We start from the raw sequence: 22,256 nt of genomic DNA on the forward strand, positions 1-22,256 counted from the left end.
CCGGCCAGCCCGCATATTTCCTGGAAACCCCAATCGCCATGTCGCAGCAGAAGATCCTGTTCCTCAGCGTTTCCGCCGGCGCCGGCCACATGCGCGCCGCCGAAGCGCTTCGCCTCACCGCCGAAGCCGAATTCCCGGGCGTGCAGACGTTGCACCTCGATGTCATGGAGTACGTCCCGGCGACCTTCCGCAAGCTCTACACCGATTTCTACATCAAGCTGGTCAATAGCTATCCGGCCTTGTGGGGCATGCTGTACCAGCGAACCTCCGAGGCTGACCCGGCCGCGCCGATGCAGAAGCTGCGGCGCGCCGCCGAGCGGCTGAGCACGCGCGCGTTGCGCCGCGCGATCGATGAATTTGCGCCGGATGCCATCGTCTGCACGCATTTCCTGCCCGCGGAGATCCTGATGCATGAGGTACGCCGGCTGCGGCTGGCGGTGCCGGTGTGGGTGCAGGTGACCGATTTCGATCTGCACGGCATGTGGGTGATTCCCAATATGACGGGCTATTTCGCCGCCAGCGAGGAAATCGCCTTTCGCATGCGGGCCAATCGCATCGAGGCCGGCCGCATCCATACCACCGGCATCCCGGTGGTGCCGGCGTTTTCCCACCCGCAGGACCGCCAGGCTTGCGCGCGGCACTTCGGGCTCGATGCGGCCCGGCGCACGATCATGCTGATGGGTGGCGGGGCAGGGCTGGGGGGCCTTGACGAAGTGGCCGATGCACTGATACGGCTCGATCACGATTTCCAGCTGATCGTGCTCGCCGGACGCAACGAGACGGCGCTTGCGCGGCTCAAGACACTGGCTTGTGCACATCCCTCCCGGCTCTTCCCCTTTGGCTTCACCAACGAAGTGGAGCGCCTGATGGCGTGCTCCGACCTGGTCATCACCAAGCCCGGTGGCCTGACCACATCCGAATGCCTGGCGATGGGGGTGCCGATGGTGGTCAATGCGCCCATCCCCGGCCAGGAGGAGCGCAATGCCGATTACCTGCTGGAGCAGGGCGCTGCGCTCAAGGCAGTCGATCTCGTGTCGCTCGAATATCGTGTCCGGCTATTGCTGGCGGAGCCGGCGCGGCTCGATCAGATGCGCGTGCGCGCCCGCGCGCTGGGGCAACCGGCGGCGGCGCGCCGCGTGCTGGGAACCGTGCTGGGGCACCTGGAACGGTGCGGCCAACTGACCGGGCAGGCTGCGGGTGTGGCGCAGGCGGGACGCTGAGATGCGCGCCCTGAATCTCTCGGCTTCGCACCAGCACGCGCAGTCCTGCCCGTCGCGGCATCCACTGGTGCTGATACTTACCGTTGCCTGGACGCTGCTGCTCGCGTATTTCTTCGCCAATGTGGAGATCCAGATCGAAGGCGCCGCGGGCTGGGCGGCAAACTTGCCCACCTGGCGCATCGAACATCACTGGCTCCTGGATATCTTCTGGGGCGGCCGCCCGATGACCGGTTATCACGCGTGGGTGTTCCCTTGCGTGGCACTGTTCTTCCATTTCCCGCTGGTGTACGGCGGACGCTGGAACTGGCGAGCCGAGGCGCGCGTGATTGCCTGCATCATGCTGTTCTGGATCGCCGAGGACTTCCTGTGGTTCGTGCTGAACCCGGCGTTCGGGCTGGCGCGCTTCTCACCGGGTTTCGTGTCCTGGCATATTCACTGGTGGGCCGGCGCGCCGACCGATTACTGGGTTTCGCTAGCGGCGGCGGCGGTGCTTTTCTGGCTGTCGTGCCGGGTGGCGCGCCGCTAGCAGGCGCAGAGCGAACTGAATCATGCCGAAGCCGCTTGCGCGTTGCAGCGCAAATTCCGCCAAGGCGGCGCGTTCACTGAACGCCCCTGGCCGGAGCGACGGCAGGCATCGGCCACGGTTTCTAAGCCGAAGCTATCTTAATGTGATTTAAAGATATCTATACATCGAAAAAATGTGGTGATTATGCCTCATTGAAACATCTCGTCACGCTCCATCCTGGCCCGCTTCGGTACCGATCGTGTTTCTTAGGAGTAGAATCCGACTCTTGTGTACTTTGTAGCATTCTTATAACAAATGAGCCCCCGTCCTTCGCGCATGGCGTGCATTGACGCTCTCAAGGCGATCAGTTCCCAACTGATCGTGCTGCACCATCTTGCGTTCTACGGCCCCATGTCCGATGCGGCGCACGTGCTGGCTCCCGACCTCCTTGACTGGTTCTCGCAGTACGCGCGCATCGCCGTTCAGGCTTTTCTCGTCATCAGCGGCTTCCTGGCGGCGCGTAGCCTGGCGCCGGGCGGGCATCTGGTGGTACCGCATCCCTTGCAGGCGATCTGGCGCCGCTACCAGAAGCTGGTGGTGCCCTACAGCGTGGCCATCCTGATTGCGATTGCCGGTGCCGCCATTGCGCGCACCTGGATGCATCACGACTCCATTCCGTCGGCCCCCGACCTGCATCAGTTCCTGGCGCATGTGCTGCTGCTGCACAACGTGCTCGACTTCGACGCGTTGTCGGCTGGCGTCTGGTACGTGGCCATCGATCTGCAACTGTTCGTCTTGCTGATTGTTGCGCTGTGGGCGGCGCGCCGCTGCGCGCAATGGTTCGATGTCGGCGGCAGCCCGCTCGGGCCGCTGGCGGTGGCGGGGCTGGTCGTGGCTTCGCTGTTCTGGTTCAACCGGGATGCAGCCTGGGATATCTGGGCGATTTACTTCTTCGGCGCCTATGGCATGGGCACGCTGGCGTTCTGGGCTTCCGCACCGGAGCGTTCGCCGGTTGCGTTGCTGGTGCTGGGCGCGGTGGTGCTGGCGGCACTGATCGTGGACTTCCGTCTGCGCATTGCCGTGGCGCTATCCATCGCCCTGCTGCTGGCCGTTGCGCGGCGCGGAGGGTGGCTGGATCGCTGGCCGCAGGCCCCGAGCCTGGCATTTTTCGGGCGCATTTCCTACTCGGTCTTCCTGGTGCATTTCCCGGTATGCCTGGTCGTGAACGCGGTGGTATTCCACGTTGCACCGAATCGGCCACTGCTCAATGCACTGGGCATGATACTGGCCTGGCTGTTGAGCAACGTTGCCGGCACCGTGTTCCACCGTTACGTGGAGAGTACCGACCCGCTGCGCGCATTGCGCACGGCTTTGTGGCCGGCGCGCGCGGAGCCGGCCCAGCGGCAGCAGGGCGGGCAGCATCGGTCGACCTGACCCCTCGCGATCACAGTCTAGCGGCACCCCGCCCCAGCGGCCGGGTGCCGCTTTTCTTTTGCATGGTGCCTGTGCACCATGAACTGGCCAGCGGAGCGGCGCGCGCACGCGGACGGTGCGGCACGCCATCGTGCGGCATGCAACACAGGGTAGAAACTAGCATTGGGATATGGCACGAAGGTTGCCTACTATGGAATTGCAAACCTGACCGTTTGGTCAGGATTCCTGTTCCGAGGCAGCCATGTCCGACCATATTGTCCTGACTTCGCACGCTCGCCGCGACAAGCCGGCCGAACCCATCCACTGGGGGGCCGCCACGGCGGCGGAGCGCGGACCCGTGATCGCCAGCGTGACCAATCCGGCCCAACGCAATGTCATTGGCACCCACTCCGGCGCCTATGCGGTGTATCGGGCGCTGGCGGTGGCCTCCGGCAAGTTGCAGCGGGATCATCGCGCCGATCTCACCGATACCTCTCCGGCGGAAATCGTCGGGCCCCATCCGCAATGGAGCGACCCGGACAAGATCGTTTCCCTGGATCCTTGGGGCCATCTGGTCTCGACTGCCTTTGCAGACCGCATCGCGGCGGGTATCGATATCCGGCCGACGATCGCCATTACGCGGGCACACATCAATATGCCGGAACTGACGGGAGCCATTGCAGCCGGCCGCCTCACGCCTGACGGCCAGATCCTGCACGCCAATGGCGACGTGCGTGTCACCAAGGCAGCAATCGACCCGGTCTGGTACCTGCCGGCGCTGGCGCGCCGTTTCGAGATCAAGGAGAGCATGCTGCGCCGCAGCCTGTTCGAGCAGACCGGCGGCATGTTCCCCGAACTGGTGACGCGGCCTGACCTGAAGGTGTTCCTGCCGCCGATCGGCGGCATGACCCTGTACTTTTTCGGCGATGTGGGCAAGCTCGGCAAGCCCGAGACCAGGGTGGCCTGCCGCGTGCACGACGAGTGCAACGGCTCGGACGTATTCGGCTCCGATATCTGTACCTGCCGGCCCTACCTGGCGCACGGCATCGAGGTTTGCATCGAGATGGCGCAGCAGGGCGGGGTTGGCCTGGTGGTCTATAACCGCAAGGAGGGCCGGGCACTGGGCGAAGTGACCAAGTTCCTGGTCTATAACGCCCGCAAACGCCAGGTCGGCGGCGACCGGGCCGAGACGTATTTCGCGCGTACGGAGTGCGTGGCCGGCGTGCAGGACATGCGCTTCCAGGAACTCATGCCCGATGTATTTCACTGGCTTGGCATCAAGCGTATCGATCGCTGGGCTTCGATGAGTAATATGAAGCACGGGGCGCTGACCGCTCAGGGTATCGAGGTGGTCGAACAGGTAGCGATTCCCGATGCACTGATCCCGGCCGATGCCCGAGTGGAAATCGATGCCAAGGTGGCGGCTGGCTATTTCACGAGCTATACCCCGCCCGGTGCCGAGGAACTCGCGCTGGCCAAGGGTAGAGGACTGGACGAATGAACGAGATACCCGAAGCGGGCGGCCCGCAGGGCTCCCCCAGTGCGTTCACGAATGACGCGGATGGCCGCGGCGGATGGGCCTGTCCCGTGCCGCCTGACCATCCGGCCGCGGCGCTGCTGACCGGCCTGGCGGTACGCACCCGATGCGCCGCCGTGACGGACCATGTGGCGGCAGGCGCGTCAGAACTGTTCACGTGGCACCCGGAACGGATTCCGGCGGTGGCCGATTATGTGGCGACCACCATCCGGGAACGTTATCCGGACCTGAACGTGCCGTACCACAGCCGCTGGCGCCACTTTGAAAGCGGCGGTCACGGCGAGAGGCTGGACCGCTGGCAGATCCTGTGCGAACGCGGCGGGCTTTCCGGCGAGGCTGACCGCGAGGAGCGCGCCCGCATCGGCATCGATCTGGTGATTCCCAGCGTGTTACTGGACGCCGGCGCAGGCCCCGACTGGCGCTACCGCGATCCGGCCAGCGACCTGCTGCTGACCCGTTCCGAGGGGCTTGGCGTAGCCAGCTTCGACTTGTTCGCGCGCGGTGGTTTTTCCGCCCAGCCGGGCCAGCCGCTGCGCTCCGATGCCGAGCGGCTGATGCGGATCGATGCGCCTTCCATCGCGACCGCCTTCCAGGTGGCACAGCATAATCGGCTGGTTGGCCTGGACGGCCGTGCCGGCCTGCTTCGCCGGTTGGGCGAAGTGGCGCAGGCCACGCCGGCCGTGTTCGGCACGCCTGCGCGTCTGGGCAACCTGTATGACTACCTCAAGGCACATGCCGTCGACGGCCGGATCGAGGCCGGCTTTGTGCTGACCACGCTGCTGGTAGCGCTCGGGCCCGTGTGGCCGGGGCGCGTCAGCCTCGGTGGCATATCGCTGGGGGACTGCTGGCCACATCCGGCCTGTGCCGACGGGCTGGTGCCTTTCCACAAGCTGACGCAGTGGCTGACGTACTCGCTGCTGGAGCCGCTCGAAGATGCCGGCCTGGCCGTGACCGGGCTGGAGGCGCTGACGGGCTTGCCGGAATACCGCAATGGTGGCCTGCTGTTCGATTTCGAACTGATGGTGCCGCGCGATCCCGGATTTGCAGCCTTGGCGCATACCGTCGATGAGCCGGTTATCGTGGAGTGGCGTGCCCTTACGGTGACGGGGCTGGACCTTGTGGCCGCGTCGGTGCGCGAGGCGCTTGGCCTGTCGGCCGCGGCGTTCCCGCTTGCCCGCGTGCTGGAAGGCGGCACCTGGGCCGCGGGACGGCGCATTGCCGCCAAGCGCAGGCCCGGCGGTCCGCCGCCGTTCGTCATCAANNNCGTTCGTCATCAATAGCGATGGCACGGTGTTCTGACCGATATCGCAGCCACGCGCCGAGCCGCAGCAAGACCTCTTCGCGACCGCCCTCCAGGAGCGCATCATGACCGACCTCTCCGCCGTACCGCCCGTCACTCCGTCCGTGCTGGTGGTGGACCATCCGCTCGTGCAGCACAAGGTCACGCTGGTACGCAGCGAAGACACCACCACCGATAACTTCCGCCGGCTGGTGCGCGAGATCAGCCAGTTGCTGACCTATGAAGCGACCCGCGACCTGGCGATGGAAACGATCTCCATCAAGACCCCGATCGCACCCATGCAGTCGCCGGTGCTGTCGGGCAAGAAGCTGTGCCTGGTATCGATACTGCGCGCCGGCAACGGTTTCCTTGACGGCATGCTGGAGTTGCTGCCGGCCGCGCGGGTAGGGCACATCGGCTTGTACCGCGACCCCGAAACGCTGGAGCCGATCGAGTACTACTTCAAGATCCCGGAGGATATCCACGAGCGGCTGGTGATCGTGGTGGACCCCATGCTGGCCACCGGCAACTCCGCCATCGCCGCGCTCAATCGCCTGAAGGAAGCCGGCGTGAGCACGCTCAAGTATGTGTGCCTGATCGCGTCGCGGCAGGGGCTGCGTGCCCTGCAGGCAGCGCACCCCGACGTGGCCATCGTCACCGCCGCCATCGACGAGGAGCTCAACGAGCACGGCTACATCGTGCCCGGCCTGGGCGATGCCGGCGACAGGCTCTACGGCACCAAGTAATGGGAGCGCCGGCCACGGCGCCGCCCCCGTGCTTTCCGCTGCCGCGGGAGGCGGCGGGCGGCCGTATCCGCCAGGAGAACGAGGCGCTGATCCTGCACGCTGCCGAGCATGTGTTCGCGCGGGCCGGGTTTGCCGGTGCCACCATGAACGAGATCGCCACGCGCGCCGGCGTGCCGAAATCCAACCTGCATTACTACTTTCGCACCAAGCAGGCGCTGTACCGGGCGGTGCTGGCCCATACGCTCGCACTGTGGCTGTCCGAGACCGACATCATCGACGCTGGGCAAAGCCCGCAGGTAGCTCTTGAACAGTACATCCGCGCCAAGATGCGGTTGTCGGCGAGCCATCCCGACGCCTCGCGCGTATTCGCCAATGAACTGCTGCACGGTGCGCCGGAAATCTGCGATGTGCTCAACGGCGCGCTGCGCGCGCTGGTGGCGCGCAAGGCCGGCGTGATCCGTGAGTGGATCGCGCGTGGCGAGATGGCCAGCGTGGATCCGCAGCACCTGTTTTTCACCATCTGGGCCGCTACCCAGACCTATGCCGATTTCGAGTCGCAGGTATGCGCCGTCCTCGGGGTGAGCCACCTGGGCCAGCGCGATTACGAACAGGCCACCGACCATCTTGTGCGGCTTTTGCTGCGCGGATGCGGGCTGGAGCCGGCCGGCCTGGCCACGGAGTTATCGTCAACAAGGGGAGAACGTCATGAGGTTTGAGGGTAAGCGCAGGACCTGGTTGAAATTCGCGGCGGCCGCCGCCAGCGTGGCCGCCCTTGGCGGTGCCGCGCCCGCGCAGGCGCAAGCCAGGCTGAAGGTGGCGGCGGTGTACACCGTGCCGGTCGAACAGCAATGGGTGTCGCGGATTCACAAGGCGCTCAACGAGGCCAAGGCACGCGGCGAGATCGACTATGTATTCTCGGAGAGCGTGTCCAATGCCGACTACGAGCGCGTGCTGCGCCAGTATGCCGAGCAGGGGTCGGCGCTGATCCTGGGTGAATCCTTCGCCGTGGAGGCGGCGGCGCGCAAGGTGGCCAAAGACTATCCCAAGACCGCTTTCCTGATGGGCTCCTCGGGCAAGCCGCAGGCGCCGAATTTCTCGGTATTCGACAACTACATCCAGGAGCCTTCCTACCTCACCGGCATGATTGCCGGCGGCATGACCAAGACCAACCACATCGGCATGGTGGGTGGCTATGCCATCCCCGAGGTCAACCGGCTGATGCACGCCTTCATGGAAGGCGCGCGCGAGGTGAATCCGAAGGTCAGGTTCACCGTCAGCTTCATCGGTTCCTGGTTCGATCCGCCCAAGGCCAAGGAGGCGGCTTTCGCCATGATCGACAAGGGTGCCGACGTGCTCTACGCCGAACGCTTTGGCGTATCCGATGCCGCCAAGGAAAAGGGCAAGCTGGCAATCGGCAATGTCATCAACACCCAGCCGCAATATCCCGCCACGGTAGTGGCCTCGGCGCTGTGGAATATGGAGCCCACGGTCGGCGCGGCGCTTGGCAAGGTCAAGGCGGGCCAGTTCAAGAGCGAGGACTACGGTCCCTACTCGCTGATGAAATTCAAGGGGGCCGAACTGGCGCCGCTGGGCACGTTCGAAGGCAAGGTTCCCGCCGATGTGATGACCAAGGTCAGGGCCAGGGAGAAGGCCATCCTCGACGGCAAGTTCGCAGTCAAGGTGGTGGAGACGGAGCCGAAGTCGACGCAGTGAGGGCGGCTTTCGCCTCGCTATTCCCCGCCGCTGGCTTGCCCCCTTTCCTCCGCCTGGGAGCGAAGAGCAAGCCAGCGCAACCTGACCGCCACATCGATCAACCACCCATGCAAGTCCCCATCCTGCGCCTGAGCAACATCACCAAGCGCTTCGGGCAACTGACCGCCAATGACGATATCTCGCTGGAACTGCGGCGCGGCGAAGTGCTGGCCCTGCTGGGCGAGAACGGCGCCGGCAAGAGCACGCTGGTCAGCATCCTGTTCGGGCACTACGTGGCCGATGCCGGCACGGTGGAGGTCGACGGCCAGCTTTTGCCACCCGGCCAGCCACGCGCGGCGCTTGCCGCCGGCATCGGCATGGTGCACCAGCATTTCACGCTGGCCGACAATCTCTCGGTGCTGGACAACATCATGCTCGGCACCCAGCCGCTGTGGCATTGGCGCCTGGAACGGCGCGCGGCGCGTGACAGGGTGCTGGCGCTGGCCGAGCGCTTTGGCCTGGCCGTGCGGCCGCAGGCCAGGGTGGGCGAGCTGTCGGTGGGCGAGCGCCAGCGCGTGGAGATCGTCAAGGCACTGTACCGCGGCGCCCGCGTGCTGATCCTTGACGAGCCCACCGCGGTGCTGACGCCGCACGAGTCCGAAACGCTGTTCGCCACGCTGGCGCAGTTGATTGCCGAGGGGCTGTCGGTGATCTTTATCAGCCATAAGCTCGACGAAGTGCTGCGGGTGTCCGATCGCATCGCCGTATTACGCGGCGGGCGGCTGGTGGCGCAGTGCGCGGCGGCGCAGACCAGCAAGGCCGAACTGGCGGAGCTGATGGTGGGCCGGGTGGTGTCCATGCCGGAACGCGCCGCGCGGCTGGACGCGGACGGTGCCAGTGAGGCGCCCGCCGTGCTGGCGTTGCAGAAGGTTGGCGCGTGTGGCGCGGACGGCCGCGCGCTGTTGCGCGAAGTCAGCCTGCAGGTACGGGCTGGCGAAATCGTGGGCATCGCCGGCGTGTCCGGCAACGGCCAGGCCGCGCTGGCGGAACTGACCAGCGGCACGCTGGCGGCCGCCGAGGGCCATGTCACGTTGGCTGGCAAGCCAATGCCGGCCAGGCCGCGCGCATGGATCGAGGCAGGCGTGGCGCGCGTGCCGGAGGACCGCCACGCGGTGGGCGTGATCGGCGACCTGACCGTTTGGGAGAACGCCGCCAGCGAGCAACTTGGCGAGCCGCGTTTTTCGCGTGGGGGGGTGATCCGGCGCGCGGCGGCGCAGCGGTTTGCGCGGGAACTGGTCGCGCGTTTCGATGTGCGCACCGCCGGTATTGACGTGCCGGCCCGGACCATGTCGGGCGGCAATATGCAAAAGCTGATCCTGGGCCGGGCGCTCTCGGTGCGGGGCGAAGGGAGGGTGCCGCTGCTGGTCGTGGCCAGCCAGCCCACCTGGGGGCTGGATATCGGCGCGGTGGCCTATGTGCGTGCGCGCCTGCTCGATGCAGCGCAAGAGGGTGCGGCCGTGTTGCTGATCTCGGAAGACCTCGATGAACTCCATGCGCTGGCCGACCGCATTGCCGTGATGCACGCAGGCCGGCTGACCGAGGCGCGTCCGACGGCAGCATGGACGCTCGGAGAACTCGGACTGGCGATGGCCGGTGCCGGCGAAGGCGCGCATGGCGCTGCTGGAGCGGGGGAGGTACTGCATGCGGCTTGAAGCCCGAAGCGGCGTCTCGCGCGTGGCCATGCTGGCCGCGCCCATCATGGCGATCGTTGCTACCTTGCTGATCTGCGCGTTGCTGGTGCGTTGGGCCGGTGCGCCGGTGGGACGTGCTTACATGCTGCTGCTCGAAGGCGGCTTCGGATCGCGCTTTGCCTGGTCGGAAACGCTCACGCGCGCTACGCCGCTGATCCTGACCGGCTTGTCGGTTGCTGTAGCGTTTCGCGCCCGCCTGTTCAATATCGGCGCCGAAGGGCAGCTCTATCTCGGCGCGCTGGCGGCGGTGGCCGTTGGCGGCCAGGTCGATGGCGCGGCGGCGCCCTGGGCGCAGCAGCTGCCGACGGGCTTGCTGTTCGTGCTGATGGTGGCGGCCGGCATGCTGGCCGGAGCCTTGCTGCTGCTCGGGGCCGCATGGCTCAAGACGCGGCTTGGCGTGGATGAGGTGGTTACGACCTTGCTGGCCAACTTTATCGTGCTGCTGTTTGTCTCAATGATGCTGGACGGCCCGATGAAAGACACCACGGCGATGGGGTGGCCGCAATCGGTGCCGCTGGTGCCGGAGCTGGAATTGTCGAAACTGATGGCGCGCTCGCGCGTGCACAGCGGGCTGCTGCTGGCTGGCGCGCTTGCCGTGATCCTGTGGGCGGTCAACCGCTTCACGGTGTTCGGCCTGCAGATGCGCGCGGTGGGCGCCAATGCGCGCGCCGCGGCGTTCGCCGGCATGCCGGTGCGGCGCGTGACGATGTGGGCCGCGCTGTTGTCGGGCGGGCTGGCGGGATTGGCAGGCGTGGTGGAGGTGGCAGGACGCACCAGCTATCTCACGCTCGATATTTCGCCGGGCTACGGCTACGCCGGCGTGGTCATCGCCATGCTGGCGGGGTTGCATCCGCTGGGCGTGGTGGCGGCGTCGGTATTCGTGGCGGGGGTGCTGGTGGGGGCGGACGGCATGAGCCGCGCGGTGGGCGTGCCCAACAGCATTGCCGACGTGATCGTGGCGGTGGCGCTGCTCGCCATGCTGGTGGCCACCATGCTGACACGCTACCGTATCCGTTTCGATGCGCGGGGCAAGGCGGCCTGATGGAATTGCTCGATATCCTGGCCTCGGCGCCATTCTGGATCGCGGTGCTGCGCGTGGCCACGCCGCTGGTCTTCGGCACGTTGGGCGTGTTGCTGTGCGAGCGCGCCGGCGTGCTCAACCTCGGCATCGAAGGCATCATGGTGGCCGGCGCGTTCGGCGGCTGGCTGGCGGTCTATCATGGCGCCCCGCTGTGGGGCGGGGTCGCTGTGGCCGCCGCCGTGGGACTTGCCTTCGGCCTGCTGCACGGCTGGCTGACGGTGAGCCTGGCGCTGTCGCAGCACGTGGCGGGCCTGGGCGTCACCATGCTGGCCACCAGCCTGTCCTACTATGCCTACCGGATCGGCTTCGCCTCGGTGTCCACGCCACCCACCATCACGCCCTTCGCGCCGATGCGCTGGATCGAGGACGTGCCGCTGCTCGGCCGCGTGCTGGGCCCCGTCTTCGGCCAGGAAAGCGCGTTGACGCTGCTGGCGCTGGGCCTGGTGCCCGTGGTGGCCTGGGTGCTTTATCGCACGCCGCTCGGCCTGGCCGTGCGCATGGTCGGCGAGAACCCCGCCGCTGCGGAGGGGCAGGGGATTCGGGTAGGCGCCATGCGCATCGGTGCGATCATGGCCGGTTCGGCGTTGATGGCGGTGGGGGGTGCATTCCTGACGCTGTCCGCCTTTAATGCATTCTTCTTTAATATGATCAACGGGCGGGGCTGGATCTGCGTGGCCCTGGTGGTATTCGCGTCCTGGCGGCCGGGCCGTGCGCTGGCGGGCGCCTTGCTGTTTGCCGCCTTCGATGCGCTGCAACTGCGCCTGCAACAGAGCGGTGCCAGCCTGCCGGGTCTGCCGCCGCTGCCGTATCAGCTGTACCTGATGCTGCCGTACGTGCTGTCGATTCTCGCGCTGGTGCTGGTGGCGCGGCGCGCCACTTACCCGCAGGCGCTGATGAAGCCCTATCGCAAGGGCGAACGCTGAGTCCAATAACACGTAGCGAATAACACACAACCACTATGCTCGATCTTATCCTGCGCAACTGCACGCTTCCCGATGGCCGCACCGGCATCGATATCGGCATCGCGGGCGACCGCATCAAGGCAGTCGAGCCGGCGCTCAAGGCGCCAGCGGCGGCCGAGGTCGATGCGGCGGGGCAGCTTGTCACGCCGCCCTTTGTGGATGCGCATTTCCATATGGACTCCACGCTGTCCTACGGTTTGCCGCGCATCAACCAGTCGGGCACCTTGCTCGAAGGCATTGCGCTTTGGGGCGAGCTCAAGCCGCTGCTGACGCAGGATGCCATTGTCGAGCGGGCACTCGCCTATTGCGACTGGGCGGTGGCCAAGGGCCTGCTGGCGATCCGTTCGCATGTGGATGTGTGCGATCCGCGCTTGCTTGCCACCGAGGCGCTGCTGCACGTGCGCGAGAAGGTGCGGCCTTACCTCGACCTGCAACTGGTGGCCTTTCCGCAGGACGGCGTGCTGCGCGCGCCCGGCGCGCTCGACAATCTCAAGCGCGCGCTGGGCATGGGCGTCGACGTGGTGGGTGGCATCCCGCATTTCGAGCGCACCATGGCCGATGGCGCGGAGTCCGTGCGCATCCTGTGCGAACTGGCCTGCGAGCGCGGGCTGCGGGTGGACATGCATTGCGACGAGAGCGACGATCCGCTGTCACGCCATATCGAGACCCTGGCCTGCCAGACCGTGCGGCTCGGGTTGCAGGGCCGGGTCACAGGGTCGCACCTGACCTCGATGCACTCGATGGACAACTACTACGTGTCCAAGCTGATTCCGCTGATTCGCGAATCCGGGGTGGCGGCCATCGCCAACCCGCTGATCAACATCACGCTGCAGGGCCGGCACGACAGCTACCCGAAGCGGCGCGGCATGACGCGCGTGCCGGAACTGCTGGCCGGCGGCGTGCCGGTGGCATTTGGCCACGATTGCGTGATGGACCCCTGGTACAGCCTGGGCTCCGGCGACATGCTGGAGGTGGCGCACATGGGCCTGCATGTGGCGCAGATGACGGGGCAGGAGGCGATGCGCGCGTGTTTTGCCGCCGTCACCGAGACGCCGGCGCGGATCCTCGGGCTGGAGGGTTACGGTATCGCGCCGGACTGCCGCGCGGACCTGGTGCTGCTGCAGGCGCGCGATCCGGTCGAGGCAATCCGCTTGCGTGCTACCCGTCTGCTCGTGCTGCGGGCGGGCAAGGTGGTGGCGAGCACGCGTCCGGCTACCGCCACCTTGCACCTGGATGGCAGGCCCGGGCAGGTCAGTTGCCAGCCTTGAGTCCGGCTTTGGGAATACTGGTCAAAAATTGCAGGGCAGGTATTGACAGCTAATTCTGCAATCTGCATAATGTTGTTCTTCGCAGCGCTGCAGCAGCAAAGCAGTGAGACGAAGCCCAGATGGCGAAATTGGTAGACGCACTAGGTTCAGGTCCTAGCGGTGGCAACACTGTGGAGGTTCGAGTCCTCTTCTGGGCACCAAGACTCGATGAAAAAGGCCGTTGCTTATGCAGCGGCCTTTTTCTTTTGTGCCGCCGCGATCTGTGCCGCGGCAAGGCCTTCTGGTCTGCTCAGGGTCCTGCGGACCAGGATTGCATCCTCCACTCATCGGCGTCCGCGGACTGGCTTGCCGATGTGCCATCGGCCCTCAAGGCCGATACTGGTGTCAGCCGCCCTACATAAGCCAGCTTGCGCGTGACCCGGAAAGAGGGCACGTCGCCTTCCCGCATATGCAGCAGGTCGGCCGGCGAGACCGCGTCGTCCGCCGCGCTTGTCAGCGACAGGCCGGCCGCCCGGTAGGAAGCGAGCACCAGTTGCGAGCAGAAGAAGCTGTTGCGCGCATCCAGCTCGTTGGGCGCCATCTGGATGGCGCTGAAGCTGCGCATGCAGGCGTTGCGGACCACGCCGGGCACACCCGGCAGTTCGCACAGACGCCGCTCCAGCGAGAACGGCGCATGCATGGCGATGCCGAGATGGTTATACGGCTGGCCTACCTGGGCCATCGCGAAGGCATGCAATTTGAGGCGCATGTCATCGTCGAGCCCGGGGTGGCGGTAAGCCACGATGATGTCGCCGTCATTCAGCGCCTGTTGCAGCGGATAGACCCGAACGCCCGAGCCCACTGCCTCCACCACATTGCCGCCGCCCACATAGACGGCCGAGTGGCTGACCTGCGATATCGTCGCCAGCCGGATCGCCGAAGAGTTGAAAGAGGTGGCTGCCGAGAGCAGGATATCGCCGACCTGCAAGGCGTCGATATCCAGTGGGCGCACTTCGACCCCGGACACCTCCAGGCTCATCTGCTGGAAGCGTAGCGGCAGCCCGGAGCCCTGTGCCGCAGCGACATTGAGATCGTCCGCGTGGCTGCCCCATTGCGTCGCGCAGGCGCCCAGTGCGAGGCCCGCCAGCGCCGCACCGGCAATCATCAGGGGCCGGCTCATGCCTCGTCGTCCTTGCGCGCCGGAGGCATGCGCCTAAAGGGAAAGAGTTGCTGCCGTACGAAGCCGTCGGGCATGTAGTCGCCGACCACGCCGTATTTTTCGGGGAAGCGCCTGCCGGACTTTACCGCGGTGCCGAACAGGTAATCGAGGAAGGCGTAGTGCGCCGAGTAATTCTTGTCGATCGCCTCGTCATCCGAGGCGTGGTGCCAGTGATGGAAATCCGGAGTCACCACCAGGTAGCGCAGCGGGCCCCACGGCAGGTGGACATTGGCGTGGTTGAATACCGCCTGGAAGCCTACGATGATGATGTACGCGTCGATGACTGCCTTGTTGAAACCGAGCACATACAACGGCGCCAGCACCAGCACCCGCGTGAACACCAGTTCGAGGATGTGCTGGCGCGAACCGGCGAGCCAGTCCATGGTCTTGGTGCTGTGGTGCACGGAATGGAACTTCCACAGGAAAGGCACCTCGTGATAGGCCCGATGGGTCCAGTACTGCGCAAGGTCGGCTGCCAGTATGCACAGCAGCAGTTGCAGCAGGAAGGGGATACCTCCCACGAAAGCATGCACGCTGTCGCGGACCAGCCAGCCGAACAAGCGGAAGATCAGGAAGTTGACCGTCAGCAGGATCAGGCCAACGATGAAGTGATTGACCGCGAAATGCACGAGGTCGGTCTGCCATTCGCGGCGAAACACGGCTTGCCCGCGATAGAGCGGGAACATCTTTTCGATGACCACGAAAATCAGTGTCGAGCCCAGCAGGTCGAGGATGAACCAGTCCAGGCCGATATATGGCGTGTGGTCCGGGAAGTCCCCCACCGGTACTCGCGAGCCACCGAGCGCCACGGCCAGCGCCACGAGCGCGAAGGCAGCGGCATTCAGACTGCGGCGGCGCCCAAGCACCAGGTTGCTGAGCGACAGGCCGCCTGACACCAGCAGCGCGGCAAACAGGACGTGGCGCAATACGTCGACCGAATACTTGTGGCGCAGTTCGGGCGTGGTCAGGTATTGCGGGAAATGGAAAGCGATCACGCCCAGCAGGCTGAGTCCGCCCAGGGCCAGCGCAAGGATGGCCGTGATCAGGCCGCGTCCGGCCGCGAGCTCGCCGCTGCTGCCCAGCAGGTCGCGCGTATCGCGCAACACGTTGTGCACCGGGGCGATTGGCAGTTTCCCGGCTGCGCCGTTCTGTTTCATTTTTGAATCATCGGACACGCCAGGATTTTCAGGCCTGTCGGTCGAATCGCTATTTATCCGCATCTTCCGCTATTCCGTTGTTTTGCTTCTTCTTGTTCTGCTACGGCTGGCGCGCCGGGCATCGCTGCCGGGGCTGGCTGCCAGCCGCGATCCTAGCGGAGCGCTTTCGATTTGCATAGCAATGTGGCGCCGTCCGACACGTTCCGGCCGGCAGGCGAACGGTCCTGTGCGGCGCCCCACGCAATGCGTGCCAGCGCCCTAACGTTTGGCCAGTGTTTGACCTATGCTCTAGCAAAGCCGACATGGTTTTTTTCAGCCAGGGGTTGCAGTCATGGCCAGGCGCGTGTCATCTGCTAGCGCAACGGGAGGCGGTGCCAGCACCGCTGGTACTGGTTATTGCGCGCACGCTGTCCACTCCCATCCGTGTCGCCAGTGCTGTTGCTCGATTCTTGCGATGCTGCTGGCAGCCCTGGTGCAGGCCGAGGAGCGCCCCACGCCCGGCAACGCCGGCCTCGGCTGGAACCAGCCTGAATCTGATCCGTACGCGCAGGTTGCCAGCAATGCTCCGCCGTCGTCTGAGCAGGCTGCCGGCAACGCCTTGGCGCTGCCTCCGCAGATCGTCGGCAGCGACCTCCCGGATCCGCCTGCGCCGGCAGCGCGGCTCGCCGTGGAGGATACGCAGCCACCTCTGGTGGCGTCGATCGGCAAATGGGCCTGGACCGACGGGTCACCTCCTCCCGGTGCGTACAATGACGCCCCCGGCCCCTCGGCGGGCGTGCTCGATCCGATATATGCCGGACCGGCCAACGGGCCGCGGCCAGCCAAACTTTCCCTGCACCTGGACGATGTCACATCTGCCACCGGCTTCGTCGGCAACCGGATGCAAAGCATGGCTGTGGCGCTGGATACCGTACTCCCGCGCAGTGGCGGCCTGACGATTCAACCGCGCTTGCAACTCGCCTATCAGCCTGCTCCCGACAGGAGCGCATCCGGCTTCCTGGCCGGGCAGCAGGCAGACGCAAGCGCCGCAGAAGTCGTCCTGCGGGTCTACCGCACACAGCCGAGTCGGCTTACCGGAGTCAACGGTGTGTATCCGTTTGTCGAAGCCGACCTGTGGCAGGACCGCAAGCAGGTGATCAATATCAACGGCACACGCATCGATCCCGACATGCTGCGCGGACTTCTCTCTGTCAATCTCGGAGCGCACGGCAGCACCAACGGCGGCGTCAAGCTCTGGGTCAAGCTGAAAGCCGGCCGCAATCCTGGCGGCACTCTGGGGGCGCGCTACCGCTGGTAGGGGCGAGTCGCGCGCTTGCGCTGCGCCGGATTCAGCTGGTTCACCGCCGCATGAAGGGGCCTTCAGACCAAATCAAAGAAGAGGGCTTGCATTTCTGCGCCGTTGCGCTAGAATGCCGTCTTCGCGTGCGGCTGTAGCTCAGTTGGATAGAGTACTTGGCTACGAACCAAGGGGTCGTGGGTTCGAATCCTGCCAGCCGCACCACCAATGACAAGGGTCAGCACGTTTCGCGTGCTGACCCTTTTGTCTTTCTCGGGCGCCGGGATACACCCAGGAGTACACCGACGAATGGGCTGTCTTGCGCCAGGGTGAGGGCGGGCAGGTCGATTGTTTGTGTTTTCGATTCCTTGGCCTGACCAGCGCGGAGGCGAGTTGAAGACGCCTTCCTTACTCTTGTTGCAGTTTCGTGCGATTGTCAGCGGCTGCACTAGCCGCGCCGAACCCGTCAGCAAGCCAACTCCATACCGTCTCCTCCTCCATCCATGTCCTCCGAAATTGAAAAAGCTGCGGCCATTGTCTGGGTCAAGATCCAGATGGCGAAGCACGGACTCTCCTTGGCAGACCTGGAGGATGCTGGCTGTTTCCCGTTGCCGGAACCGGAACAGAAGCCAGTGGCACGCTATCGCGACGCGCAGGGGCGAAGCTGGGACGGGCAGGGCGAGATGCCTTCCTGGTTGCAGCGGGCGGTCAGCGCGGGCCAGAGCCAGGAGCATTTCCGGGTCGTCGGATGACCGGGCGCAATGCCGCCTTTCGCCCGTCCAAATGCTGGCGCCAGCATTTCATGGGATGACGAAGAATGGCTTTCCATTTTTTGGGATCCGCCCGCCGCACATCGCTCAAGTAAATCTCATGGTGCTTTCCGGTTCGGACTGCATGCATGCCGATATATGCTCCGGCTCGATGCGGGCAACAACATCTGGGCGATCGCGATCGGCGCCGGGCTGATGGTCTATCTCGACCGCAACAAGCGGCAGGAATTCCTCAAGCGCTGGAACGACGCGCTGGCACAGCCGCGCTAAGCCTAGGGCTGCACTACGGCTTGCCGCCACTGCAGGATGAAATCCCGGTAGTTCTGGTTGTTGAGATAGCCAATCAGGCCCGGCCCGACCGCAATCGGCCTCAGGCTGCCGCCAAGCCTTTGCCTGAGGCGGGCGGCGGTGAATTCGCCTTCGACGTCGTCGCGCAGCGCGTAGAGGTGTGCGCTGTTCGCAATTACGGCCTGGCCGCGCTTGGACAGCGTGTAGTCCACCCAGAGCTTCGCGGCGTTGGGATGTGCCGCCCTCTTGTTGATCACGATGATGCGTGACATGACAAGCGTGTAGTCCTTCGGAAACACATAGCCCAGCGATGGATTCTTCTGCGCCTGCGCCACCGTGTAGGCGCCCAGCAGGTTGTAGCCAACCAGCACCTGGCCCGAGGCCACGCGCCTGGCCATGGCGTCGGTCGTCAGGTCGAGGCGGACCGCCGCCTTGCCCAGGGCCCGGGCGACATCCCAGAATGCGGGCGATACAGCGACATCCTGCGTGGCAAGAAAGAAGCCGAGTCCGGACTTTTCAATATCGTAGCTGACCACCTTTCCCTTGAAGCGCGTTGGGTCGCTGTTCAGAAGCCGGGCCAGGTCGGCATGTGTCTGCGGCACTTCGCCGGCCGGCATCAGCTTCTTGTTGTAGGCGACGACGATCGGCTCGTAGGTGGTGGCGAAGGCCTGGTTCTTCCAACTGGCCCACTCCGGGAAGTTCGCTTTTTCGGGAGAGTCGTAAGTCATGGTGTAGCCACTGTCGACCAGCGCGGCTTGCTGATCCATGGCTGAACTCCACAGCACGTCAGCGGATTCGCCGCCCAGCTGTGTCTCGGCGACAAAGCGGTGGTACAGCACGGTGCTGTTCAGGTCTTCATAGGTGATGTCGATACGCGGATACATGGCCCGGAAATCCGCAATCAGGAATTTGGCGATGCCTGCGTCCGTGGTCGAGTAAATCACCAGCCGGCCTTCGTCTTCGGCGGCCTTGACCGTCTCCGCGTACGCCGGTGCATAGCCTGGCGGAACGCTGCCCTTGGACGCATAGCCCATGAGCTCTCCAGGCTCCTGCGCCATGCCGACCGAGCAGATCAGCCCGAACCCCAGCCCGATGAGGAATTTCATGCTTTGCCTTCCGCTTCGTCTCGTCCGCTGACCGGCACCAGCAGCAGGGGGATGCGAGTCTTGCGCATGACTTCATGGGCTACCGAGCCGAACAGCAGGCCGGCCAGGACACCATCGCCATGCGAACCCATCAGGATCAGGTCAGCGGGCCCGAGACGGGCTTCGTCGAGGATAAGCTGGGCCACGTCGTCGCCCTCGCACACGATGATCTCGGTGATCGGCCGCGGCGGGTTCTTGTCCGTGCGCACGGCATAGAAGGCCGCGATCTGCGCTTCAATGTGCAGCTTCACCCGTTGCGCGCGATCATCGTGATACCTGTCGAGCGCGTCCTGGGGCACGTGGGAATCGATCTCGATCAGCGACTTCTCGCGCTGGTCCGGGATAACGGTGAGCACCTGCAGTCTTGCGCCCAACCGGTTGGCCAGGCCGATGGCGTAGGCCAGCGCGTCTTCGCAGCCTTCGCTCAGGTCCGCGGCATAGAGAATGGATCGGATTTCGTTGTGCATGGTGGGCTACCGTCAATGGGCATGGCCAACGATGGGGATGACCCCGAAGACAACGGTGGCCACCAACATGACCAGCGCCGCCGACAAGGCCCAGAGCAGCGTGTAGCGCTGGTGGTCGCCGAATTCGACCTCGGCCAGGCCGACCAGCAAATAGGTCGATGCGACCAGTGGACTGAGCAGGTGCACCTGCTGGCCGATCAGCGATGCGCGCCCGATTTCAGCGGCGCCAATGCCATAGACAGCGGCCGCTTTGGCAAGGATAGGCAGGATGCCGAAGTAGAACGCGTCGTTCGAGATGAAAAAGGTAAACGGGACGCTCAGCACGCCGGTGACGATGGCCATGTAAGGGCCCATCCAGTCCGGCACGGCGCTGATCACGCTGGCCGCGATCGCGTCGACCATCTTGGTGCCCGACAGGATGCCCACGAAGATGCCGGCAGCGAAGATCAGCGACACCACGGGAACAATATTGGCGGCATGCGAGCTGAGCCTCTCCTTCTGGTCCTTGAGGCTGGGGTAGTTGATCATCAGCGCCAGCGCGGAGGCCACCATGAACAGTACCTGCAACGGCATGGTGCCGAGAATCAGCAGCATCATGAGTCCCAGGGTCAGCAGGAAATTGACCCAAAGGAGCCCGGGCCTGGCGATGTCCGGGTCGCCCGCTGTCACCTGCGGCTGTGCGGCGGAAGCGGGATCCGCCGAGCCTGCCGCAATGGCGCCGAGCCGCTTGCGCTCGCGGCGCCCCAGCAGAAAGGCGACGAACAAGCCCCAGCACCCGGTGACGATCATCGGCAGGATCATCGGTACGAAGATCAGGCCCACGTCTACGCCAAGCGCGCTCGCCGCGCGTGCGGTGGGACCGCCCCAGGGCAGGATGTTCATCAGCCCGCCAGCCATCATGATCACGCACGCCAGTACAAGGCGGCTGATGCCGAGCCGCTTGTAGAGCGGGAGCATGGCGGCGCAGGTGATCATGTAGGTGGTGGAGCCATCGCCGTCGAGCGAGACGCACACAGCCAGCACGAAAGTGCCGACGACAATCTTCATCGGATCCCCGCCCACCATTCTCAGAATCACGCGCACCGCCGGGTCGAACAAGCCGGCGTCGATCATCACGCCGAAATACAGGATGGCAAACATCAGCATCACGCCCGTCGGAGCGAGCTTCTTGATGCCATCCAGCATCATCGCCCCTAGCTCCATGCCAAAGCCGCCGATCAGCCCGAACGCGATCGGCACCAGGATCAGCGCGACCATGGCTGAAAGGCGCTTGGTCATGATCAGCGCCATGAAAACGATCACCATCGAATAGGCGAGGAGGGTCAGCATGTCGTGTATCTCCGCTCTCTCAGGCTACGAACTGGCACTGGGAAGCCGGTGTGCGCATGTCCATATTGCGGCCCCGGTTCAGGTGGTCGTCGATCTCGGCGGCGCAGCCAAGCATGCGCGGGTAGAGGAAGATCGTGAGGGCGGCCGTCTCCAGCGGGCTTTCCGCGTACTGTCCGCCCTGGCAGGGCTGCCAGAGCATCTTGAGCAGTAGCGGGGCAAGACCACGCGGCAATCGAAGCGGTGGCCGGCCTCCAGGCCTTTACGTACATTGTTGTAGACCGGGATCGGCCCCGCCGGCGTGTCCGGCGCCTGCCCCTTGCGGTCCGGCGAGGTGCCGAACACCACGTTGGCGCCCGAGTAGGCATGGCCTACCGGCGTCACGTCGCTGGACTCACCTCCCATAATATTGAGCTCGCACACGCGGTCCTCGCGCGTGGCTACTTCCGACAAGGATTGAATACCGACGAAATACTTGAAATCACCAACAGCTTTGGCGCGCATGGTTGTCCCCTGTACAGTGACTTCAGGCGGTCACATTCAAACTGGCCGCGACTTGCGCGCGGCCACCGGCTTTCATCCAGGCGTCTACCTTACGAGCATAGTCCACCACCTTGCTTATCGCCGAGTCGAATCCAAAGCTCACGTAGGCCAATCCGAGTGATTCGCAGGTATCGCGCAGCACGGCCATGCCGCGGACCAGGTTCGGTCCCCCGCGTCCTACCACCACGTATAGCGGGGTGGTGCCGTACTTGCCGAAATGCTTTCGCCCGGCTTGCATTCAGGGGGCGGGGACTTCCCGCATGCAGTTGGCTGCAGGGCGGGGCGCCTTTGAGGGGCAGGGTGTTGAGTGGGGGGCAACGCCTTTGCCAGATGCTGATGCGCACTATGCGATGTGCGCAGGCGTCACCAGATGGAGCGCTGAAGTGCTTTGCGATGGGTGATCGAAACGGCGCCCGCAATTTTTTCAGAAAGAGCTTGTCAGGCGGGCGCCGACGCTTTAGTATTCGCTCCCTCGCAACACAAACACCGCGCTGCAAGGCAGGCGGGGCAAGGGTTGCAGGGTTTGCTGGAAAGGTGTGCGGCGCAAAAAAGCGAGGCTTGCCGAAGCAAGAAAAGATTAAAAGTGTTTGACGAAACGTAGAAAGTTCTTCATAATCTCGTTTCTCTGCTGC

At 64.9% G+C, this 22,256-nt stretch carries 22 protein-coding genes and 2 tRNA genes; 17 read left to right on the forward strand and 7 right to left on the reverse strand.

Features of this window, described 5'->3' with window-relative positions; all coding sequences use genetic code 11:
- The first annotated feature begins 38 nt into the window (after nt 1-38).
- From CF70_RS08330 to CF70_RS08390, 13 genes are all read left to right on the forward strand, one after another.
- Nucleotides 39-1,220: an MGDG synthase family glycosyltransferase gene (locus CF70_RS08330; protein WP_051648146.1), complete on the forward strand. Its 1,182-nt coding sequence runs from the start codon at nt 39-41 to the stop codon at nt 1,218-1,220.
- A 1-nt stretch (nt 1,221) separates the two neighbouring features.
- Complete coding sequence (locus CF70_RS08335) at nt 1,222-1,746, forward strand: hypothetical protein (protein ID WP_051648147.1); 525 nt, start codon at nt 1,222-1,224, stop codon at nt 1,744-1,746.
- 294 nt (nt 1,747-2,040) lie between these two features.
- Nucleotides 2,041-3,159 (forward strand): acyltransferase family protein, encoded by a 1,119-nt coding sequence (locus tag CF70_RS08340; RefSeq protein ID WP_035862880.1) that lies wholly within the window; start codon nt 2,041-2,043, stop codon nt 3,157-3,159.
- 241 nt (nt 3,160-3,400) lie between these two features.
- On the forward strand, nt 3,401-4,639 hold the full coding sequence (locus tag CF70_RS08345; RefSeq protein ID WP_035862881.1) for a GTP cyclohydrolase II: 1,239 nt from the start codon (nt 3,401-3,403) through the stop codon (nt 4,637-4,639).
- Nucleotides 4,636-5,936: URC4/urg3 family protein (locus CF70_RS08350; protein WP_152561736.1), on the forward strand; the 1,301-nt coding region annotated here is incomplete at its 3' end. The genes CF70_RS08345 and CF70_RS08350, both read left to right, overlap by 4 nt.
- 104 nt (nt 5,937-6,040) lie before the next feature.
- Nucleotides 6,041-6,700 carry a uracil phosphoribosyltransferase gene (gene upp / locus CF70_RS08355; RefSeq protein ID WP_035862882.1) on the forward strand — a complete coding sequence of 220 codons (660 nt, stop codon included), beginning with the start codon at nt 6,041-6,043 and terminating at the stop codon, nt 6,698-6,700.
- Nucleotides 6,700-7,416, forward strand: a complete 717-nt coding sequence (locus CF70_RS08360) for a TetR/AcrR family transcriptional regulator (protein WP_035862883.1) — start codon at nt 6,700-6,702, stop codon at nt 7,414-7,416. The genes upp and CF70_RS08360 overlap by 1 nt, the downstream gene beginning before the upstream one ends.
- Nucleotides 7,406-8,413 (forward strand): BMP family protein, encoded by a 1,008-nt coding sequence (locus tag CF70_RS08365; protein WP_035862886.1) that lies wholly within the window; start codon nt 7,406-7,408, stop codon nt 8,411-8,413. Before CF70_RS08360 ends, CF70_RS08365 begins: the two co-directional genes overlap by 11 nt.
- A 107-nt stretch (nt 8,414-8,520) precedes the next feature.
- Nucleotides 8,521-10,104 carry an ABC transporter ATP-binding protein gene (locus CF70_RS08370; RefSeq protein ID WP_035862887.1) on the forward strand — a complete coding sequence of 528 codons (1,584 nt, stop codon included), beginning with the start codon at nt 8,521-8,523 and terminating at the stop codon, nt 10,102-10,104.
- The gene (locus CF70_RS08375) at nt 10,094-11,185 is read left to right on the forward strand and encodes an ABC transporter permease (RefSeq protein ID WP_035862982.1); all 1,092 of its coding nucleotides are present in this window, start codon (nt 10,094-10,096) and stop codon (nt 11,183-11,185) included. Before CF70_RS08370 ends, CF70_RS08375 begins: the two co-directional genes overlap by 11 nt.
- Entirely contained in the window at nt 11,185-12,147 is a 963-nt protein-coding gene (locus CF70_RS08380) for an ABC transporter permease (protein WP_200876713.1), read from the forward strand. Before CF70_RS08375 ends, CF70_RS08380 begins: the two co-directional genes overlap by 1 nt.
- 35 nt (nt 12,148-12,182) lie before the next feature.
- Entirely contained in the window at nt 12,183-13,454 is a 1,272-nt protein-coding gene (locus CF70_RS08385; RefSeq protein ID WP_035862888.1) for an amidohydrolase family protein, read from the forward strand.
- A 113-nt stretch (nt 13,455-13,567) separates the two neighbouring features.
- A tRNA-Leu gene (locus tag CF70_RS08390) sits at nt 13,568-13,654 on the forward strand.
- A gap of 89 nt (nt 13,655-13,743) precedes the next feature.
- Here the strand turns inward: CF70_RS08390 and CF70_RS08395 are convergent.
- Both CF70_RS08395 and CF70_RS08400 read right to left on the reverse strand, forming a co-directional pair.
- A complete protein-coding gene (locus tag CF70_RS08395; protein WP_081862078.1) occupies nt 13,744-14,613 on the reverse strand; it encodes a YiiX/YebB-like N1pC/P60 family cysteine hydrolase in 870 nt (289 codons plus the stop codon).
- Nucleotides 14,610-15,809: a sterol desaturase family protein gene (locus CF70_RS08400; RefSeq protein WP_051648149.1), complete on the reverse strand. Its 1,200-nt coding sequence runs from the start codon at nt 15,807-15,809 to the stop codon at nt 14,610-14,612. The genes CF70_RS08395 and CF70_RS08400 overlap by 4 nt, the downstream gene beginning before the upstream one ends.
- Nucleotides 15,810-16,263: 454 nt before the next feature.
- On the opposite strand from CF70_RS08400, the gene CF70_RS08405 reads away from it, so the two are divergent.
- The 4 genes from CF70_RS08405 (at nt 16,264) to CF70_RS36515 (ending at nt 18,125) form a co-directional block, all read left to right on the forward strand.
- Nucleotides 16,264-17,106 carry a hypothetical protein gene (locus CF70_RS08405; protein WP_035862889.1) on the forward strand — a complete coding sequence of 281 codons (843 nt, stop codon included), beginning with the start codon at nt 16,264-16,266 and terminating at the stop codon, nt 17,104-17,106.
- Nucleotides 17,107-17,233: 127 nt separating this feature from the next.
- Nucleotides 17,234-17,310 (forward strand) — tRNA-Arg (locus CF70_RS08410).
- A gap of 278 nt (nt 17,311-17,588) precedes the next feature.
- A complete protein-coding gene (locus CF70_RS08415) occupies nt 17,589-17,837 on the forward strand; it encodes an H-NS family nucleoid-associated regulatory protein (RefSeq protein WP_035862891.1) in 249 nt (82 codons plus the stop codon).
- Nucleotides 17,838-17,846: 9 nt separating this feature from the next.
- Nucleotides 17,847-18,125 carry a hypothetical protein gene (locus tag CF70_RS36515; protein WP_160172239.1) on the forward strand — a complete coding sequence of 93 codons (279 nt, stop codon included), beginning with the start codon at nt 17,847-17,849 and terminating at the stop codon, nt 18,123-18,125.
- A gap of 2 nt (nt 18,126-18,127) precedes the next feature.
- Here CF70_RS36515 and CF70_RS08420 read toward each other — a convergent pair whose 3' ends face one another.
- The 5 genes from CF70_RS08420 to CF70_RS08440 all read right to left on the reverse strand — a co-directional run bounded on the left by CF70_RS08420 (nt 18,128) and on the right by CF70_RS08440 (nt 21,862).
- Nucleotides 18,128-19,249: an ABC transporter substrate-binding protein gene (locus CF70_RS08420; protein ID WP_235184943.1), complete on the reverse strand. Its 1,122-nt coding sequence runs from the start codon at nt 19,247-19,249 to the stop codon at nt 18,128-18,130.
- Entirely contained in the window at nt 19,246-19,755 is a 510-nt protein-coding gene (locus tag CF70_RS08425; RefSeq protein ID WP_035862892.1) for a universal stress protein, read from the reverse strand. The genes CF70_RS08420 and CF70_RS08425 overlap by 4 nt, the downstream gene beginning before the upstream one ends.
- 12 nt (nt 19,756-19,767) lie before the next feature.
- Nucleotides 19,768-21,084, reverse strand: coding sequence for a CitMHS family transporter (locus CF70_RS08430; RefSeq protein ID WP_035862893.1), 1,317 nt, complete (start codon nt 21,082-21,084; stop codon nt 19,768-19,770).
- A 19-nt stretch (nt 21,085-21,103) separates the two neighbouring features.
- Entirely contained in the window at nt 21,104-21,283 is a 180-nt protein-coding gene (locus CF70_RS08435; protein WP_200876714.1) for a hypothetical protein, read from the reverse strand.
- Nucleotides 21,284-21,607: 324 nt separating this feature from the next.
- On the reverse strand, nt 21,608-21,862 hold the full coding sequence (locus CF70_RS08440; protein WP_035862897.1) for a hypothetical protein: 255 nt from the start codon (nt 21,860-21,862) through the stop codon (nt 21,608-21,610).
- Nucleotides 21,863-22,256 lie beyond the last annotated feature (394 nt).

The sequence above is a fragment of the Cupriavidus sp. SK-3 genome (assembly GCF_000611145.1).
Classification (GTDB): domain Bacteria; phylum Pseudomonadota; class Gammaproteobacteria; order Burkholderiales; family Burkholderiaceae; genus Cupriavidus.